The organism is Streptomyces exfoliatus, assembly GCF_000725545.1.
Classification (GTDB): Bacteria; Actinomycetota; Actinomycetes; order Streptomycetales; family Streptomycetaceae; genus Streptomyces; species Streptomyces exfoliatus.
Genome location: NZ_JNZP01000010.1, coordinates 207,601 through 226,210, shown reverse-complemented (window position 1 = coordinate 226,210; position 18,610 = coordinate 207,601). Strand labels below are relative to the sequence as shown.

At 73.1% G+C, this 18,610-nt stretch carries 11 protein-coding genes; 9 read left to right on the top strand and 2 right to left on the bottom strand.

Going from position 1 to position 18,610, the window contains the following annotated elements; all coding sequences use genetic code 11:
• Positions 1 to 115 precede the first annotated feature (115 nt).
• From IO20_RS36465 to IO20_RS0113110, 5 genes are all read left to right on the top strand, one after another.
• A complete protein-coding gene (locus IO20_RS36465) occupies positions 116 to 2,518 on the top strand; it encodes a serine/threonine-protein kinase (protein WP_030549160.1) in 2,403 nt (800 codons plus the stop codon).
• A gap of 158 nt (positions 2,519 to 2,676) precedes the next feature.
• Complete coding sequence (locus tag IO20_RS0113125; protein ID WP_030549158.1) at positions 2,677 to 5,604, top strand: protein kinase; 2,928 nt, start codon at positions 2,677 to 2,679, stop codon at positions 5,602 to 5,604.
• A gap of 212 nt (positions 5,605 to 5,816) precedes the next feature.
• Positions 5,817 to 7,469 (top strand): serine/threonine-protein kinase, encoded by a 1,653-nt coding sequence (locus tag IO20_RS0113120; RefSeq protein ID WP_030549156.1) that lies wholly within the window; start codon positions 5,817 to 5,819, stop codon positions 7,467 to 7,469.
• A gap of 173 nt (positions 7,470 to 7,642) precedes the next feature.
• Positions 7,643 to 9,307: a succinic semialdehyde dehydrogenase gene (locus IO20_RS0113115; protein WP_030549154.1), complete on the top strand. Its 1,665-nt coding sequence runs from the start codon at positions 7,643 to 7,645 to the stop codon at positions 9,305 to 9,307.
• A gap of 39 nt (positions 9,308 to 9,346) precedes the next feature.
• The gene (locus IO20_RS0113110) at positions 9,347 to 11,167 is read left to right on the top strand and encodes a GMC family oxidoreductase N-terminal domain-containing protein (RefSeq protein WP_030549153.1); all 1,821 of its coding nucleotides are present in this window, start codon (positions 9,347 to 9,349) and stop codon (positions 11,165 to 11,167) included.
• Positions 11,168 to 11,856: 689 nt separating this feature from the next.
• On the opposite strand, the gene IO20_RS0113105 is transcribed toward IO20_RS0113110, so the two are convergent.
• Positions 11,857 to 12,147, bottom strand: coding sequence for a chorismate mutase (locus IO20_RS0113105; protein WP_030549151.1), 291 nt, complete (start codon positions 12,145 to 12,147; stop codon positions 11,857 to 11,859).
• A 321-nt stretch (positions 12,148 to 12,468) separates the two neighbouring features.
• On the opposite strand from IO20_RS0113105, the gene guaA reads away from it, so the two are divergent.
• The 4 genes from guaA (at position 12,469) to IO20_RS0113085 (ending at position 17,075) form a co-directional block, all read left to right on the top strand.
• Entirely contained in the window at positions 12,469 to 14,070 is a 1,602-nt protein-coding gene (gene guaA, locus IO20_RS0113100; RefSeq protein WP_030549150.1) for a glutamine-hydrolyzing GMP synthase, read from the top strand.
• A gap of 105 nt (positions 14,071 to 14,175) precedes the next feature.
• Complete coding sequence (locus IO20_RS0113095) at positions 14,176 to 14,964, top strand: class II aldolase/adducin family protein (protein WP_030549148.1); 789 nt, start codon at positions 14,176 to 14,178, stop codon at positions 14,962 to 14,964.
• Between the two features lie 176 nt (positions 14,965 to 15,140).
• A complete protein-coding gene (locus IO20_RS0113090) occupies positions 15,141 to 16,373 on the top strand; it encodes a hypothetical protein (protein ID WP_030549146.1) in 1,233 nt (410 codons plus the stop codon).
• A 90-nt stretch (positions 16,374 to 16,463) separates the two neighbouring features.
• The gene (locus IO20_RS0113085) at positions 16,464 to 17,075 is read left to right on the top strand and encodes a DoxX family protein (RefSeq protein WP_078945942.1); all 612 of its coding nucleotides are present in this window, start codon (positions 16,464 to 16,466) and stop codon (positions 17,073 to 17,075) included.
• A 156-nt stretch (positions 17,076 to 17,231) separates the two neighbouring features.
• Here IO20_RS0113085 and IO20_RS0113075 read toward each other — a convergent pair whose 3' ends face one another.
• Complete coding sequence (locus IO20_RS0113075; protein ID WP_078945940.1) at positions 17,232 to 18,578, bottom strand: PspC domain-containing protein; 1,347 nt, start codon at positions 18,576 to 18,578, stop codon at positions 17,232 to 17,234.
• Positions 18,579 to 18,610 lie beyond the last annotated feature (32 nt).

The window sequence follows — 18,610 nt, the reverse complement described above, 5'->3', positions numbered from 1 at the left end:
CCGGGGGCGCCGCCCGTCCTGAGGTGAGGGACAATGGCCTCTCTTCCAGGGCGGGTTACCGCATCGCGCGGGAAGCGGCAGACGCGGCGAAGATCAGGGATCGCAGAGGGGACGCATGTCGGAGGCGGAGCAGTCGCGGGACACGGCGAAGGACCCCAGGCGGGACGCCGCCCCGGGGGCCGCGACCGACGGCGACCGAGGAGTGGTCCCGGCCGCGCGTGAGTCGGCGTCGGACGTGAAGGACGCGCAGGTCAGACAGGGTGCGGGGGGCGCCGGCGCCACAGGCGCCGCCGACGACGCGCGGGACGCGCGCGGCCCGGCGGACGCCGGTGACGCGGCTGCCCCCGGGGATTCGGCCCCCGGGGACTCGGCCCCCCGGGACTCGGACTCTCAGGGCTCGGGCGCGCCGGGCTCCGGCGTACGGGCTTCGGACGTACCGGACATGAGGGACGCTCAGGACGCCGCGGTGGCCGGTCGGCTGCGCGGGACCGAGCCCTCGACCGGACGGGCCGGTTTCGGCGCGGGCGACGGCGACGGCGAGAGCGGCCGTCGCACGTCGGTGGGTGCCGCGCGCGGCACCGTCGGCGGCGACCGGATGCGCAAGGCCCCGGCCGGCGAGGGGCGCCTGCTCGCGGGCCGCTACCGGCTCGGCGCGGTCCTCGGCCGCGGCGGCATGGGCACCGTGTGGCGCGCGGTCGACGAGACCCTCGGCCGCACCGTGGCCGTCAAGGAACTCCGCTTCCCCACCAGCATCGACGAGGACGAGAAGCGACGCCTCATCACCCGGACCCTGCGCGAGGCGAAGGCCATCGCCCGGATCCGCAACAACGGCGCCGTGACCGTGTACGACGTCGTCGACGAGGACGACCGTCCCTGGATCGTCATGGAGCTCATCGAGGGCAAGTCCCTCGCGGACGCCGTGCGCGAGGACGGCACGCTCACGCCCCGGCGGGCCGCCGAGGTCGGCCTCGCCATCCTCGACGTGCTGCGTTCGGCGCACCGCGAGGGCATCCTGCACCGCGACGTGAAGCCGTCCAACGTGCTGATCGCCGAGGACGGCCGGGTCGTCCTCACCGACTTCGGCATCGCCCAGGTGGAGGGCGACCCCTCGATCACCTCCACCGGCATGCTCGTCGGCGCCCCCTCGTACATCTCCCCGGAGCGCGCCCGCGGCCACAAGCCCGGTCCCGCCGCCGACATGTGGTCGCTCGGCGGCCTCATCTACGCGGCGGTCGAGGGCAGCCCGCCGTACGACAAGGGCTCCGCCATCGCCACCCTCACCGCGGTGATGACCGAGCCGGTCGACCCGCCGAAGAACGCCGGACCCGAGCTCGAGCAGGTCATCTACGGCCTCCTCGCCAAGGACCCGGCCCAGCGGCTCGACGACGCCCGCGCCCGGGTCCTGCTGCGGGCCGTGCTCGACGCGCCGGAGACGGCGCCGGAGGCCTCGCCCGAGGTCACCAGGGTCGTACCGCTGCCGCCGCGCCCCGAACAGGCCGCACCGGTGGTCCCGGTGCCCGCCCGGGACAAGGGGGCCGACGCGTCCGCCGACCGGATGCGGGGTGCCCTGAAGTCCGTACGCAACGCCGCGGCCTCCGTGAAGGCCGAGCCGAGGACGAATCCGAGGTCCGGCACAGGCGCTGCCGGGGTCGGTACGCAGGCGGGTGCCGGCTCCCCGCCGAAGCGCGCGCCGCTGACCGATGTCGTACCGCGCCGCACGATGGTGATCATCGCCGCAGTCGCCGTGCTCGCCCTGCTCGGGACGATCCTCGCGGTCTCCCTCAGCGGTGGCGGCGACGAGGGCAACCAGGGCAAGGAGACCGGCGGCACCACGGCCTCGGCCGGCGCCTCGGCCGGCGGCGACGGTTCCGCGGGCTCCGAGGGTTCCGGCGGAGACAAGGGGCAGACGGGCGGCCCCGGCCAGCAGGGCGGCGCGCAGCCCGGCGACACCGGCTCCACCGGGTCGACGGGCGCCAACGGCACGACGGGCTCCACCGGAGGGTCGAACGGCACCGGCGTCACGCCGTCCGGCAAGCCGAGCGGCGGCACGGGTGCGCAGCTGCCCGCGGGCTACACCCTCGTCACCAACGAGCGCTTCCACTTCTCCATGGCGATGCCCTCGACGTTCCGGGTGCGCTCGATACCGGGATACAGCGGCGGCGGGATATGGAGCGAGAGCGGCGGCTTCCCGCGCATCCAGGTCGACTTCAACGCCAGCCCGAAGGACGACGCCGCGGCCGCCTGGGAGCTGGGCAAGATCGGCGTGGCTGCCACCAGCAAGGGCTACCAGCACTTCGGCATCAGGACGGTCTCGTACAAGGGCTATCCGACCGTCGCGGACTGGGAGTTCGAGCGGATCCAGCAGGGCATGCGCGTCCACGTCCTCAACCGCGGCTTCAAGGTGGACGCCAGGCACGGCTACTCCATCATGATCAGCTGCAAGGCGGAGGAATGGAACGGCGCGGAGTGCCGGACGCTGCGGGAGACGGCGTTCGCCACGTTCAGCCCCAAGGACTGACCCGTGGCACGTATCGTGAGAGTTCGAGGACCGTACGAAGCCGAACAGAGCCGTTGACTGCACGGTGCCTGACCGGAATTGACGGACTCGCGTGATCCCGCCCCATTCCAGGGGATCCGCGGGTCCACGGGGACAGCGTGCGCGCGTGGGGAGGCGTCGTGGACGACTACGCGGGAAGGGTGCTCGCGGACCGCTACCGCCTGCCGCTGCCGCCGGCTGACGCGGACGTGCACGGAGACCCGCACGACCCGGCCGGGACGCGCGCCTTCGACACGTACAGCGGTCAGGAGGTCCTGGTCCGCCAGGTGCCGCTGCCGGAGTTCGTCGACGCCGAGGTGCTCGACGACGAAGGCGGCGGGACCGGCCCCTACGGAGGCGCGGGGCGGGCCACCCGCCGGCCGGCCGAGCCCGTCGTCCGCCGGGCGATCGAGGCGGCCCAGGCCGCCGCGCAGATCCCCGACCATCCCCTCCTCGACCAGGTCTTCGACGTCTTCGCCGAGGCCGGTTCGCTCTGGATAGTGAGCGAACGCGTGGCGGCCAGGCCGCTGGCCGCGTTCCTCGCCGAGCGCCCGCTCAACCCGTACCGGGCGGCCGAGATCGGCGCCGACGTCCTCACCGCCCTGCGCGCGCTCCACGCCCACGGGTGGGTGCACCGGAACATCACCTCCAGGACCGTGCTCGTCTGCGACGACGGCCGGGTGGTCCTCTCGGGCCTCGCGGTGGGCGCCGCGGAGGAGGCCCTCTGCGGGTACGCACCGGTACCGGAGACGGAGGAGGACGGGCCCGAGCCCGCGGCCGCGTGGCCCACGCCGGAGGGGTACGGCTCCGAGGAGTACGGTGGCGAGGAGTACGGCTCCGAGGAGTACGGCTCCGATCTGTACGAGGCGGAGGTCTACGAGGAGGCGGACGAGGACGCCGAGGAGACGGATCACGGCCAGTACGCCGAGTCCTACGCCTCCGACGAGTACGACGCCGACGCGTACGGCTCCGTCCCGGACGACTCCGCCCCGGAAAGCTTCGACTCGTACGAGCCTGACTCCGACGACTCCGACGACTCCGACGGCTCCGACCAGGACGACACGCACTCCCCCTACGGGACCTCGTCCGGTCCGTACGGTGCCGACCCCTACGGCCGTACGTCGGCCCCGCCCGCCGCCGGGACGCCGCACCCCGCCGTGCCGCCCGCCGCCGATGTCCGGGCCGCGCGGGCCGGGGCCATCGCCGCCTACCGGGCCGGTGCGCGCGCCGCCGCCCGGCTCGGCGAGACGGGGGCGCTCCCCGTCCAGCGCCCCGCGCCGGTGGACCCGCCCGAGCCGCCCCCGGTGCCGACCGGGCAGGCGGCCGGCGCACCCGAGCCGCAGTGGTGGGCGCGGGTGGCGGACGACGAAGAGGACGACGAGGACGACGGCGACGAGCCGTACGGTGAAGGACCGCAGGGCGGCCCGCCGCCGCGCGTGATGCTGGCCGGCAGCTGGAGCGACGGCCCGCACGCCTCGCGGGACGCTTCCGGCCCGATCCCGGCCGGTGGCGGTTCGGGTCCCGTGCTGCCCGGTTCGGGCCGTCCGGCCCTGCCCGCCGGGTACACGGCGGCGACCCCGCCCCCCGCGCGCCTCCCGGCCCCGGCCGGTGCCGGGGAGGAGGGACGGGTCGGCATCCCCGCCCAGGCGGACCGGGGCCCGACCACACGGCTCGCAGCCGAGCGGGCCCGACAGACCCGGATCGCGGTCGTCGGCGCCGTCACCGAGCGCTGGGCACCCGAACAGGCAGGACCCGTCCACGAGAACTGGCGCCTGGCCCCGCCCATCGGCCCCGCCACCGACCTGTGGGCGCTCGGCGCGCTCCTCTACCGGGCCGTTCAGGGGCACGCCCCCTACCCGGAGGACAGCGCCGCCGAGCTGGTCCAGCTGGTGTGCGCCGAGCCGCCCGCCTTCGCCGAGGAGTGCGGGCCCCTCCGTCCCGTCGTGGAGTCCCTGCTGCGTCAGGACCCGACCGAGCGACCGGACTTCGAGGAGCTGCGCGGCTGGCTGCGTTCCCTCGTGCGCTCGGCTCCGGAGCCGGAGGCCGGTGCCGGGGCCGTACCGCTTCCGTCGTTCGACGAGACGCGGCTGCCGATCGTGCGCCGAAGGGGCGAGCTGGTACGCCGCCGCAGGCGCGGCGGAGCGGGCGCCGGGCGCCACAAGCGCGGCAAGGACCCGCGCCCCCCGGCCCGCCGCCAGGACGCGCATCCGGGCGAGCGGGCGCCCGACCCCGTACAGGCGGATGCGCGGCACGAGTTCGAGGACTTCCACGAGGACTTCCACGAGGAGATCCCGCAGCGCGCGAGCAGAGCCCCCCGCGCCCCGCGTCCCTCCTCCTCCCGGGCTCCGGGGTCCCCGCGCGCCCTCGGCCGTACGCTCCTGGTCCTCGTCTTCCTCCTGCTCGGCGGGGCCGTCGCGTACGCCGTCCTCTTCATGCCCGGCGGGGAGGAGACGCCGGACGCGTCCCCCTCGCGCACCGGCACCCCCACCGCCGGTCAGGCTCCGCGTACCACCGCACCCCCGTCCGGGCCCACGAGCCGTCCGTCCGCGACCACGGCGCCGCCCACCGCCCCCCGCACCACCCCGCCCGCCGCGGATCCTTCGGCGCCCGCGCTCGCCACCGGGTACGCGCTGCGGCAGGACCCGGAAGGGTTCCGGATCGGGGTGCCGGACGGCTGGCGGCGCAGCCCCATCAACGACGCCGGGCAAGTGCGCTACACGAGCGGAGACTTCACGATGATCGTCGTCCCTGGTCGTGACAGCGTCCGAGACCACGGCTCCGACCCGCTGGAGTACCAGAACGCCAAGGAGCGCGAGCTGGAGCCCTGGCGGTCGTCGAGCTGGGCGGACGTGGACGAGGTGCGCCGGGTCGACATCGGCAGGACGGCGACGGCCACGGGTAGTTACTGGTGGCTGGACAGCACGGGGCGCCAGGTGTTCGTCCGCAATCTCGCCCTGATCGACGGCGGGCGCTACCACGTCGTCCAGGTCATCGGCCCGAACGGGCAGCGGGACAAGATCCGGGAGATCTTCGACGAGGCGACGAAGGGGTTCCGCCCGGGGCGCTGATCACGGCGGAACGAGGGCCGGGCCGCGACGGAACGAGGGCCGTGCAGCAAAGGAACCGGAGCTGGGCCGCGACGGAACGAGGGCCGGGCCGCGGCGGAGCGCGGGAAACGCCACCGGCCCCCGGTCACAGTGCTGTTCCTATGACCGACCCGAGGTTCCGCCACCCCCGCACCCCTCCGTAATCTGGCATCCGAAGGAACAGGCGGGGGCACGTGGAACATTCTCAGGGCACAGGGGCGGGGCTGTTGCTCGCCGGTCGATACCGGCTGGGCGAGTCCATCGGACGCGGCGGCATGGGCAAGGTCTGGCGCGCGCACGACGAGGTGTTGCACCGCGTGGTGGCGGTCAAGGAGTTGACGGCCGGCCGGTTCGTGGCCGAGGCCGACCGGCTGGTGCTGCACGCCCGGACGCAGAAGGAGGCGCGGGCCGCCGCCCGGATCACCCACCCGGGCGTCGTGACGGTCCACGACGTCCTCGAGCACGACGACCGGCCGTGGATCGTGATGCAGTACGTCGACGGGCCCTCGCTCGCCGACGCCGCCAAGGAGGCGGGCACGATCGAGCCCCGCGAGGCCGCCAGGATCGGGCTGCACGTCCTCGGCGCGCTGCGCGCAGCGCACGCGGCCGGAGTGCTGCACCGGGACGTCAAGCCGGGCAACGTCCTCCTCGCGCGCGACGGGCGCGTCCTCATCACCGACTTCGGGATCGCGGCGATCGAGGGGGACTCGACGATCACCCGGACCGGTGAACTCGTCGGCTCCATCGACTATCTGGCGCCCGAGAGGGTACAGGGCGGCGACCCGGGTCCCGCCTCCGACCTCTGGTCCCTCGGCGCCACCCTGTACACGGCGGTGGAGGGCACCTCGCCGTTCCGCCGCACCTCCCCGATCAGCACCATGCAGGCCGTGGTGACGGAGGAGCCGCCGCACCCGCGGAAGGCGGGGGCGCTGGCCCCCGTCATCGTGGCCCTGCTGCGCAAGGACCCGGAGCACCGTCCGCGCGCCGAGGAGGCCGAGCGGATGCTGCTCGACGCGATGGAGGGACGTACGCCGGAGGCGGCGCAGGCGTACGTGCCGACTCAGCGGGTGGTCAGGGAGGAACTGGACCCGGCGGGGGGCGGGCCGGTCTCCCCCTTCGGCCCCGCCCCGGTCGATCCGGGCTCCGAGGCCGGTTCCACCCGCCCGCAGCCGCCCGTCGCTCCCGTCCCCTCTCCGCCGACCCTGGTGCCGTCCTCCCCGGCGCCCGGCCGGGGCCGTTGGCGTACGGTCGTCCTCGCGGCCCTGCTGGCCGGACTCGTCGCGGGCGGCGCCGTCTTCACCGCCATGCACTACGCGGGCGGTGACCGGAAGGGCGGGGGCGGACCGACCACCGCCACCAGTCCCGTTCCTTCGAACAAGGCCATCGCGAACGACGTGCCCGCCGGTTGGCACCGCGTCGAGGACCCGGCGGGCTTCAGCCTCGTCGTGCCGGACGGCTGGAAGCGGCAGACGGAGGGGGACCAGATCGACTACACCCCGGACAACGGCCGCCACCGCATCCGGATCAGCATCGACGACAGCCCCGACTTCGAGAACCCGTACGCGCACGCCCTCGACCTGGAGCGCACGCTCGCGAAGCGGATGGACTACGTCCGGGTCAAGCTCGGCCAGGTCACCTACCGCGACCAGGTCCGCTCCTGCCAGTGGGAGTTCACCTGGACCGAGAAGAAGGACTTCCCCGGCCCCCGGCACGCGATCGACCTCATGTACTACGAGGACGACGGCACCGAGTACGCCATCTACATGTCCGCGCCCGAGTCGAGCTGGTCGACCACCCGCGAGCAGTTCGACGTGGTGCTCCGGCACTGGCGGGCGCCGGGCGACTGAAACCCGCGAGGGCGATCGAGAACCCGCGAGAATCTCCGACCAGGGACTCCCGCCAGCCGTAAGCCCCTGATCAGGCCTTATGTGCCAGTGATCGCTGGCGCGATGCGCGCGCCCGGTGAAAACGCGTTACCGACGGGTACCCAAAGGGCGGAACGCCGCCTACGCTCGCCCTCATGACGGACTCGCAGGCCCCCGCCGCCCCCTCGGTTCCCGACGCCCCCGCCGCGAAGGCCGGAGCCGCCGCCCCCGCCGCGGCCACGAACCCGGTCGCGCCCGTACCCGCCGGCGTGCGCACCGCCGCCGACGTGGTGACGCCCGAGGTGGTCGCCAGGCTCACCAGGGGCGTCGTCGGCTCCGGCCGGACCGCCAACCACACCCCCTTCACCGGGGACAAGCTGGCGGACCTGCCCGAGTCCACGCCCGAGGACGTCGCCGAGGCCTTCACGCGCGCGCGAGCCGCCCAGGCCGTCTGGGCCGCCACCCCGGTCAAGACCCGCGCCGCCGTCCTCCTCCGCTTCCACGACCTGGTCCTCCAGCGCCAGGCCGAGGTCCTCGACCTCATCCAGCTGGAGACCGGCAAGGCGCGCCTGCACGCCCACGAGGAGGTGCAGGCGGTGGCCGTCGCCTCCCGCCACTACGGCCGCAAGGCCGGCTCCTACCTGCGCCCCCGCCGCCACACCGGCGTCGTGCCCACCCTCACCAAGGTCACCGAGCTGCGCCAGCCGCGCGGGGTCGTCGGCCAGATCGCGCCCTGGAACTACCCGCTCGAACTCTCCGTCGGCGACGCGCTCCCCGCCTTCGTCTCGGGCAACGCCGTCGTCATGAAGCCGGACACCGAGACCGCGCTCACCGCGCTGTGGGCCCGTGACCTGCTCATCGAGGCCGGTCTTCCCGCCGAGGTCTTCCAGGTCGTCCTCGGCGAGGGCCCGGTCGTCGGCCCCGAGGTCGTCAAGCACGCCGACTACGTCTCCTTCACCGGCTCCACCCGTACCGGCCGCGAGGTCGCCCAGGGCGCCGCCGCCCGGCTCGTCGGCGTCTCCCTCGAACTCGGCGGCAAGAACGCGATGCTCGTCCTCAAGGACGCCGACATCGAGAAGGCCGCCGCCGGAGCCGTCCGCGCCTGCTTCTCCTCCGCCGGACAGCTCTGCATCTCCATCGAGCGCCTGTACGTGCACGAGTCGGTCGCCGACGACTTCGTCGCCCGTTTCGCCGCCCGCACGAAGGCGATGCGGCTCGGCAGCTCCCTCGCCTACGGCGCCGACATGGGCTCCCTCGTCGGCGAGCGGCAGCTGGAGACCGTCACGAAGCACGTCGAGGAGGCCGTCGCCAAGGGCGCCACGCTCGTCGCGGGCGGCGTCGCGCGCCCCGACATAGGCCCCCTCTTCTACGAGCCGACCATCCTCGACGGCGTCGAGGCCCCGATGGCGGTCTGCTCGGAGGAGACCTTCGGCCCGGTCGTCTCGATCTACCGCTTCACCGACGAGGACGAGGTCGTCGCCCAGGCCAACGCGACCCCGTACGGACTGAACTCGTCCGTCTGGACGAAGGACTCGCGCCGCGGCCACGCCGTCGCCGCCCGCCTGCGCACCGGCACCGTCAACATCAACGAGGGGTACGCCCCCGCCTACGGCAGCGTGCAGTCCCCGATGGGCGGCATGAAGGACTCCGGGCTCGGCCGCCGCCACGGCTCGGAGGGCATCCTCAAGTACACCGAGGCCCAGACCGTCGCCCAGCAGCGGCTGATGCCCCTCGCCCCCTCCTTCGGGATGGACGACGAGAAGTACGCCGCGTTCATGAGCGTGTCCCTGAAGGCGATGAAGGCCCTCCGCCTGCGCTGACGCCCTTTCCTTTTCACCCCTTTTCGTACGAGGAGAGCCATGACCGTGGTACCCCCTGCCCAGAATCAGGACGAGGACAGCGCGTACGACTACGACGTCCTCGTCGTCGGCTCCGGCTTCGGCGGTTCGGTCACCGCCCTCCGCCTCACCGAGAAGGGCTACCGGGTCGGCGTCCTGGAGGCCGGGCGCCGCTTCACCCGCGCGAGCCTGCCGAAGAACTCCTGGGACGTGAAGAACTTCCTCTGGGCCCCGGCGCTCGGCCTCTACGGCATCCAGCGCATCCACCTGCTCGGCAACGTCATGGTGCTCGCGGGCGCCGGCGTCGGCGGCGGCTCCCTCAACTACGCCAACACCCTCTACGTACCGCCCAAGCCGTTCTTCGACGACCCGCAGTGGAAGGACATCACGGACTGGCAGGACGAGTTGCGGCCGTACTACGACCAGGCCCAGCGGATGCTCGGCGTCCGGCTCAACCCGACGACGACCCCCTCCGACGTGCACCTCAAGGCGGCCGCCCAGGCGATGGGCATCGGCGACACCTTCCACATGGCGCCGGTCGGCGTCTTCTTCGGTGACGGCCGCGACGCCGTCGGCGAGGATGGTGTCGGTACGGCGAAGGCCAAGCCCGGCGCCGAGGTCGCCGACCCCTACTTCGGCGGCGCCGGCCCGGCCCGGCGCGCCTGCACCGAGTGCGGCGAGTGCATGACCGGCTGCCGTCACGGCGCCAAGAACACCCTCAACGAGAACTACCTCCACCTCGCCGAGAAGGCGGGCGCGACCGTCCACCCCATGACCACGGTCGTCACCGTCACCGAGGACTCGCGGGGCGGCTTCGCGGTGAAGACCCTGCCCACCGACCGGCGGAGGAAGGGGAAGGGAAGGACGTTCACCGCCCGCCGCGTGGTGATCGCGGCCGGCACGTACGGCACCCAGACCCTGCTGCACCGGATGAAGGACAGCGGACTGCTGCCCCGGATCTCGCGCCGGCTCGGCGAACTCACGCGCACCAACTCCGAGGGTCTCGTCGGCGCGCAGACGACCGACCGTCGCTACCGCAAGAAGCACGGCAGGGAGAAGGCCGACTTCACCAAGGGCGTCGCCATCACCTCCTCCGTCCACCCCGACGCCCACACCCACATCGAGCCGGTGCGGTACGGCAGGGGCTCGAACTCCATGGGCAGCCTGACCGTCCTCCAGGTCCCCTACGGGGCCCACCGGGTGCGCAACTGGCTCCTCAACCTGCTCAAGCACCCCACGCAGGCCGCGCGCTCGCTCTCCAACTGGCACTGGTCGGAGCGGACCATCATCGGTCTGGTCATGCAGTCCCTCGACAACTCCCTCACGACCTACCGCAAGCCCGGCGGCCTCGGAAAGGGCCTGCTCACGGCCCGCCAGGGACACGGGGCGCCGAACCCGGTCCAGATCCCCGAGGCCACCCGGGCCGCCACCCTCCTCGCCGAGGAGATCAACGGTTTCGCCGGCTCCAACATCGGCGAACTGATGGGCACCCCGCTCACCGCCCACTTCCTGGGTGGCTGCCCGATCGGCGCCGACGCCGAGTCCGGCGTCATCGACCCGTACCACCGGCTCTACGGTCACCCCGGGATCTCCGTCGTCGACGGGGCGGCCGTCTCCGCCAACCTCGGCGTCAACCCGTCCCTGACGATCACCGCCCAGGCCGAGCGGGCCATGTCCTTCTGGCCGAACAAGGGCGAGGAGGACACGCGACCGAGACAGGGCGAGGCGTACGTACGGATCGCCGCGGTCGAACCCAAGTCGCCCGCGGTCCCGGCCGAGGCCTTCGGCGCCCTGCGGCTGCCGTTCCTGGGGATGCCGACGGTCCCGCCGAAGAAGGTCTGACGCGGGCGGACCGGCAGCGGAAGACGGTGGGAAGGCCCCGGAAACGGAAAGGGCGCTGCACCCCCCTCCGAGTGCAGCGCCCTCACCAGCTTTGGTGATGCTGCATAGATGACCCACGACCGGCCGGGATGGTTGTAGCGGTTGCACGGGATCTTTGTGTGACGCGCGTCACGTCGGAGGCGGGTGGGTACGGGCAAGGGCCCCGTGCCCGCGATTCCGGTCGCGGCCGCACGGGGCCCTCGGGGGTCGGCACCGGTGTCAGGGCAGCGGCGGTGCCGAGCGGGGCGGCGCCGGGGGGTCGCGCCGCGTGGGGGAGGAAGGGAACGGGGGACGGCAGGGGAAGCGGGAGGGATCGGGAGATCGGCCGGTTGCGGCCGGCCCCGGGCGTCCCCGGGACCGACCGCCCTTTCTGCGTGACCGGACTGCTGTCCCCTGCTGTCCGGTCACAAAGCGCTGGTGCGAGGTCCCACGACGTACCTGAGGTACGCCACACGCCCCAGCGAAGCCACGCGTGGTTTCTTACGGGCCCGCCCCTGGCTGGCACGGACACCCGGACCAACGAAGCCGGGCCGGAGCCGGTCACGCGCCGTACGGGTGAGAGCGGGCCCGAACTCAGATGCGGTCGCCCACTCACACGCGGGGCGCCCGGCAGGACGCGGGGAGCGCTCGCGCGGGAGCCCGGGGGGCACTCAGATGCGCCCGCGGCACAGCTCCAGCATCGTCATGGCCAGCGCCGTGCCCGGCTTGCCCAGCGCGTCCCGGAAGTGGCCGAGGACCTCCATCTCGCGCGCCAGGTTCACCCGGCGGCCGCCGGAGGAGATCCGGGCCTCCTGAATGACGGCCGAGACGGCCATCCGTTCCTGGATGAGACCGATGATCCGGTCGTCGAGCGCGTCGATGCGCTCCCGGGCGTCACCGATCAGCGTCGCCGCCTCGTCGGTGCGGGCGCCGGTCTTCTCGGTCTGGGTCAGGGCGGTCATGGCTGGGCTCCTCGTGGTGTCGGATGCCCCGGAGCGACCCGGCCCGGAAAACGCAGAACGCCCCGGGCCTGTCGGCCCGGGGCGCCTGGGAAGTCGCTTGTCAGTTGCTCAAGCAGCACGACCATGGCAGCCGGTGGGCCGGTTGCCATAGGTAAAGACGAAGGTCGTGAACTCACGCATGCCGACAGTATGGACCCCGCCGACGAGCGCGGGGCAAACCGGGTTCGGATGGTGAGACGAAAAGCGACGGCGGCGCGCCGGTAGAATCGACAAATAACCCCCCTCTCGGGGGACGCTCCCTACCGCCGGAAGGCCGCCGTAGTGTCATCAGCGACTCCCGCTGCCGCGCCCGACGTCTCCAACCCGGACGTAGTCCTCGTTGTCGACTTCGGCGCCCAGTACGCCCAGCTCATCGCCCGCCGCGTCCGTGAGGCCCGGGTCTACAGCGAGATCGTCCCGTCCACCATGCCGGTGGCCGAGATGCTGGCCAAGAACCCGAAGGCGATCATCCTCTCCGGCGGCCCGTCCTCCGTGTACGCGGAGAACGCCCCTCGTCTCGACCGCGCCCTCTTCGAGGCGGGCATCCCCGTCTTCGGCATGTGCTACGGCTTCCAGCTGATGGCGACGACCCTCGGTGGCACCGTCGACAACACCGGCGCCCGCGAGTACGGCCGGACCCCGCTGCACGTCTCCAAGGCCGGTTCCACCCTCTTCGAGGGCACCCCCGTCGAGCAGTCCGTGTGGATGTCGCACGGCGACGCCTGCTCCGCCGCTCCCGAGGGCTTCTCCGTCACCGCGTCCACGGACGTCGTGCCGGTCGCCGCCTTCGAGAACGACGAGAAGAAGCTGTACGGCGTCCAGTACCACCCCGAGGTGCTGCACTCCACGCACGGCCAGCAGATCCTGGAGCACTTCCTGTACCGCGGCGCCGGCATCGAGCCGAGCTGGACCACGGGCAACGTGATCGAGGAGCAGGTCGCGGCCATCCGCGCCCAGGTCGGCGACAAGCGCGCCATCTGCGGTCTCTCCGGTGGCGTCGACTCCGCCGTGGCCGCCGCGCTCGTGCAGAAGGCCATCGGCTCGCAGCTCACCTGCGTGTACGTCGACCACGGCCTCATGCGCAAGAACGAGACCGAGCAGGTCGAGAAGGACTTCGTGGCCGCCACCGGCGTCCAGCTGAAGGTCGTCGACGCGCAGGAGCGTTTCCTCGACGCCCTCGCCGGCGTCTCCGACCCGGAGACCAAGCGGAAGATCATCGGCCGCGAGTTCATCCGCGTCTTCGAGCAGGCGCAGGCCGAGATCGTCGCCGAGTCGGCGGGCACCGGCGAGGACGTCGCCTTCCTCGTCCAGGGCACGCTCTACCCGGACATCGTCGAGTCCGGCGGCGGCACCGGCACCGCCAACATCAAGTCCCACCACAACGTGGGCGGCCTCCCCGAGGACCTGGAGTTCGAGCTCGTCGAGCCGCTGCGCCAGCTCTTCAAGGACGAGGTCCGCATGGTCGGCCAGGAGCTCGGCCTGCCCGAGGAGATCGTCCAGCGCCAGCCGTTCCCCGGCCCCGGCCTCGGCATCCGCATCGTCGGCGAGGTCACCAAGGAGCGCCTGGACCTGCTGCGCGAGGCCGACGCCATCGCCCGCGAGGAGCTCACCGCGGCCGGCCTCGACCGCGAGATCTGGCAGTGCCCGGTCGTCCTGCTCGCCGACGTCCGCTCCGTGGGCGTCCAGGGCGACGGCCGCACCTACGGCCACCCGATCGTGCTGCGTCCCGTCTCCTCCGAGGACGCCATGACGGCCGACTGGTCGCGTCTGCCGTACGACGTGCTGGCCAAGATCTCCACCCGCATCACCAACGAGGTCGCCGACGTCAACCGCGTCGTCCTCGACGTCACCAGCAAGCCGCCGGGCACCATCGAGTGGGAGTAGTCGCTCCCGCACGTGTGTGAGGCCGCCGTCCCGGGCAACCGGGGCGGCGGCTTCGTCGTGTCCGGGCTCTGGTGACTTGCCCGGCCGGGCGTTACCTTCCGGCGCATGAGCGTGATACCCGACCCCGTCCCCCTCGACCGGCTCCACTTCGCCATGCCGCCCGTCCACGCGACGGCGGAGGAGGAACGCGTCCACCGCAAACAGCGGCTCGCGGGCGCGCTCAGGCTCTTCGGACGGTTCGGCTACGAGGAGGGCGTCTCGGGCCACATCACCGCCCGCGACCCCGAGTACCCCGACTGTTTCTGGGTGAACCCCTTCGGCGCCCCGTTCGAGGAGGTGGCCGCGGGCGACCTCATCCTGGTCAACGGCGAAGGACAGGTCCTCCGGGGCGGCCGGCACGTCAACCAGGCCGCGTTCACCGTGCACGCCGCGGTCCACCGGGCCCGGCCCGACGCCGTCGCCGTCGCCCACACCCACTCCCTCCACGGACGTGCCCTGGCCGCACTCGGCGAACTCCTCGACCCGATCACCCAGGAGGCCTGCGCCTTCTACCAGGACCACGCCCTCTACGACGCCTACACCGGAGTCACCGTCGACACCGAGGAGGCCCGCCGGATCGCCGTCGCCCTGGGCGCGTTCAAGGCGATCGTGCTCCGCAACCACGGACTCCTCACCGTCGGCTCCTCCGTCGACGCGGCGGCCTGGTGGTTCATCGCCCTGGAACGCTGCGCCCAGGTACAGCTGACCGCGCGGGCGGCCGGCAAACCGGTCCTGATCGACCACCGCGAGGCCGTCGCCACCCGCGAACAGCTCGGCAGCGACCTCGTCGCCTGGATCAACTACCAGCCCCTCTGGCGCAGGATCAGCCGAGCGGAGCCCGAACTCCTGTCGTAACACCATCGCTTCACCCTTCTGTACGTCAATGAGATGGCGCGGCAATCACTCCCCGGCGGGGCGCACGCGGCACGCGCGGGAGCCGCCAGTACGACACAATTCCGTGGAATCATCGGCCGGTTGACCCCAGGGCCGCACCGGTACGTGTCGTGAAGTGAGCTCGGGAAGTGAGCACCGTGGCGGTTCAAGAGGCGAGACAGTACGGCGAGCACGCGACGGCCTGCGCGGGCTGCGCCCACTGCGGACAGGCAGGCCACCGTCGCGCCGTCGCCGCCTTCCTCGCCCGGCGCGACGAACTCGCCGCGGGCCACGGCGTCCCCGCGGCCGTCGCCCACTCGCCGGTCGCCGCCCGCCAATGGGTCTCCGACGAGCTCGCCCAGTCCGCCCGCGCGGTCTCCGCCCACGGCCGGGAGGCCGGGGTGGCCTGGCTCGACCGGGTGCGGCGCGGCAGCCTCGGCGCCGTCTGGGGCGCCGTCCTCGCCCTCCTCCTCGGCCAGGCCCTCACCGCCGTCGCGAGCGGCTGGACCGGCGCCCGCACGGCCGGACTCTGCACCGCCCTGGTCCTCGCCGCCCTCCTCAGCGTCGCCGCCCACGCCCACCGCTCCCGCGGCGGTCTCCTCGCCCCCCTGATCGGCGAGGACAACCGGCTCTCCACCACCCGCGCCGTCGCCGCCGCCTGGCTCCTGATCCTCGGATACACCCTCCTCTTCCTGGCCTTCCTCGCGCCTGGCGCGAGCGCCTTCGGTCTGGCACGCGGTGCCGGTCTGCTGACCGTCCTCGCCCTGGTGTCGGCCGTCTCCGTGACCGCCCGTCTCGTCGTCACGGCGGGGATCGCGTCCCGCCGCCTCCAGAAGGTGCGCGCCGACCGTCCGCGCGCCGCCGATCTGCTTTGCGACGACAGCGGTCGTGCCTGCCTCGCCGACGTCCAGTACCTCCTCGTCTCCGGCTCCGTCCTGGTCCTGACCGCCGTCGGGCTCGCCCGCCACCCCGACGGGCTCCCCCAGGTGCCCTGGTCCCTGGTACTCCTCCTCGGCGTCTCCGCCGCCTGGCACCTGGCCTCGAAGTCCACCGAGGGCGTCCGCCCCACGATCCACTCCGTGGTCCGGTCCCGTGAGGCGGGTGACCTCGACGCCCCGATCCGGACGGGCGACGACATCGAGATCCGAGGCTGCGGCTTCGTCCCGCCAGGCGCCGGCGCCCCCGACCCGCTGACCCGGCTGGTCGTCCGCATCGGCCCCGTCCACGCCCACGTGCCGCTGGTCCCGGTCCCGGGCGGGTTCGCCAACCCCACCGACGCGGCCCTGACCGTCCCGCTCCCGGCGGACGTGGAGCCGGGCCTCGTGGAGGTCTCGGTCGTGACGGCGGCCGGCGTCGAGACCAACCGGGTCACGATCGACGTCGTCGACTGAGCGTCCGGCCCCTTCGCGTGTCCCCGGAGCGGGGATGCGGGGAGAATCGTTCCGCGAACACTCGTGCGGGGCGTGGAGAGGTGACCGGCGATGACGGGACAGGCGGATCGGGCGGACGACACGGGCGACGGCGGGAACGGCACCACCGGCGACGGCAGGGCCGGCCACGGCATCGCTGCCAACGGCACGGCCGGTGACGGTGGCCCCGGACGCCGTGCCGGGTGGAAGGGCTCTGTCGACCGGTGGAAGGTCGCCGCCTCCCGCTACGCGCTCCTTCCGTTGCGGCTCTTCCTCGGCGTCACCTTCGTCTACGCCGGGCTCGACAAGCTCACCGACTCCGCCTTCCTCGCGGACACCGGCAGCGGCTCCATCGGCGAGACCATGCGAGGCGTCCGGGACTCCTCGGCCATTCCCGCCCTGGTCGACCTCGCCCTGAAGAACCCCGCCGGCTTCGGCTACGCCATCGCCTTCGGGGAGCTCGCCGTCGGGATCGGAACCCTCCTCGGGCTCTTCGGACGCCTGGCGGCGCTCGGGGGCGCGCTGATCTCGCTGAGCCTCTGGCTGACCGTGAGTTGGCAGGTGACCCCGTACTACCTCGGCAACGACCTCGCTTATCTGATGGCCTGGCTCCCGCTGCTGCTGGCCGGGGCGTCCGTGGTGTCGCTGGACCGGCTCCTCGCCGAGCGGCGCCGTATTCGATAGGTGACCCAGGTCGCGATCCCGGCCGTGCCGAGACCGGCGCAGAGCACCGGGATCACCGCGTACCACGGGGTCGTCCACGAGCCGGTGGCATCGCCGGCGTAGACGGCGGCCAGGGTCAGGGCGGTGAGGCCGACGAGCAGCCGGCCGGGGCGGAACTCATGAAGCAGCACGGATGACCTCCACCTGTCCGATGCCTACCTCGAGCGAGAGGTCCAGGGTGCCCGCCGGGGTGGTCCCGGCCGGCGGGGCGAGCGTGTGGGTCTCGTCGCGGTCCGGCGCGATGTCGATGTCGTTGGCAGGCCGGCCGGGCAGCTGCACGTCGCCGAGGGCCACCTCGGCACGCAGCTTCACCACCGCGCTCTTCGGGACGATCACCTTGAGCTTCCCGGCGCCCACCCCCGCGGCCGTCGACACGGTGGTGCCGGCCGGGACGGGTAGCCCTGACAGATCGAGGGTGCCGACTCCGGTGCCCACCTCGTAGTGGGTCTGCACGGCCGTGACGGACGTCGGTGCCCAGGTCTCCCGGATCCACTCCGTGGTGATCCGGTCGGGGAGCGCCGTGGCCAGCGCCAGCAGGGCCGCCGTGACCACGGTCTGGAAGATCGTGCCGAACCCGGTCCTGCCGAGGAAGCTGCTGACGACCAGGCCGAGACCGAACACCGCGAGGGCGGCGACCAGACCGGTCTGCAGGCTCGTCCCGAGCGGCTCGGTCTCCCAGGTCAGCGCGGTGCCGAGCAGGGCCGCGACCACGGCGAGCAGCTGGACGAGGCCACCGATGGAGACCGGGCTACGCCGGATCGAGGGCTGGGGACGTCCCGGCGTCGCCGGATCGGGCCCCCACTGGCTGCCGGGCTTCGGCACCTCGCCGTTCACCCTGCCGTCCTCGTCCAGGACGCCGTGCGGTCCCCACAGGTAGCCGACGGCCACCTTGCCCGTCGAGCCGTCCTTGACTATCGGGTCCTTCCACCAGGAGGGGAACTCGACCAGCGGCGGAGCCTTCGTCTCCGGCGGCGCCTCCGAGACCGCGAGAGCGGCGGCGGCGGATTCCACCCGGCCCTCCGGCTCCACCGCGCCCGCCTGCCGGCGCCGCGACCAGACCGCCGCCGCGCACACCGCGAACGCCACGAGGAGGGCGGAGCCCACCATCGACCCGCTGTGCAGCATCGACAGGAAGATCCCGCAGCCCACCAGGGCCATCAGCAGGGCGGCGAGCGAGGCGCCGGAGACCCGGCCGGTCAGCAGCCTCCGCCCCTCGTTCTCCTCCTCGCCCGCGAGGGGGAGCAGCAGCCAGGCAAAGCCGTAGAAGATCAGCCCGAGGCCGCCCGGCAGCGCCAGCACGCCGACCGCGACGCGGAAGATCACCGGGTCCAGGTCGAAATACCGGCCGAGGCCGCCGCAGACACCGCCCACGACCTTGCTGCCGCGCGAGCGCCGCAGGGGCGGAGCGGAGACGGCCTCCGCCGGCGGCGGGGCCTCGTGCTGCGAAGGCATCGAACTCTTCATGCCTCCATGGTGACGGCCCGTGACGCCGAGCG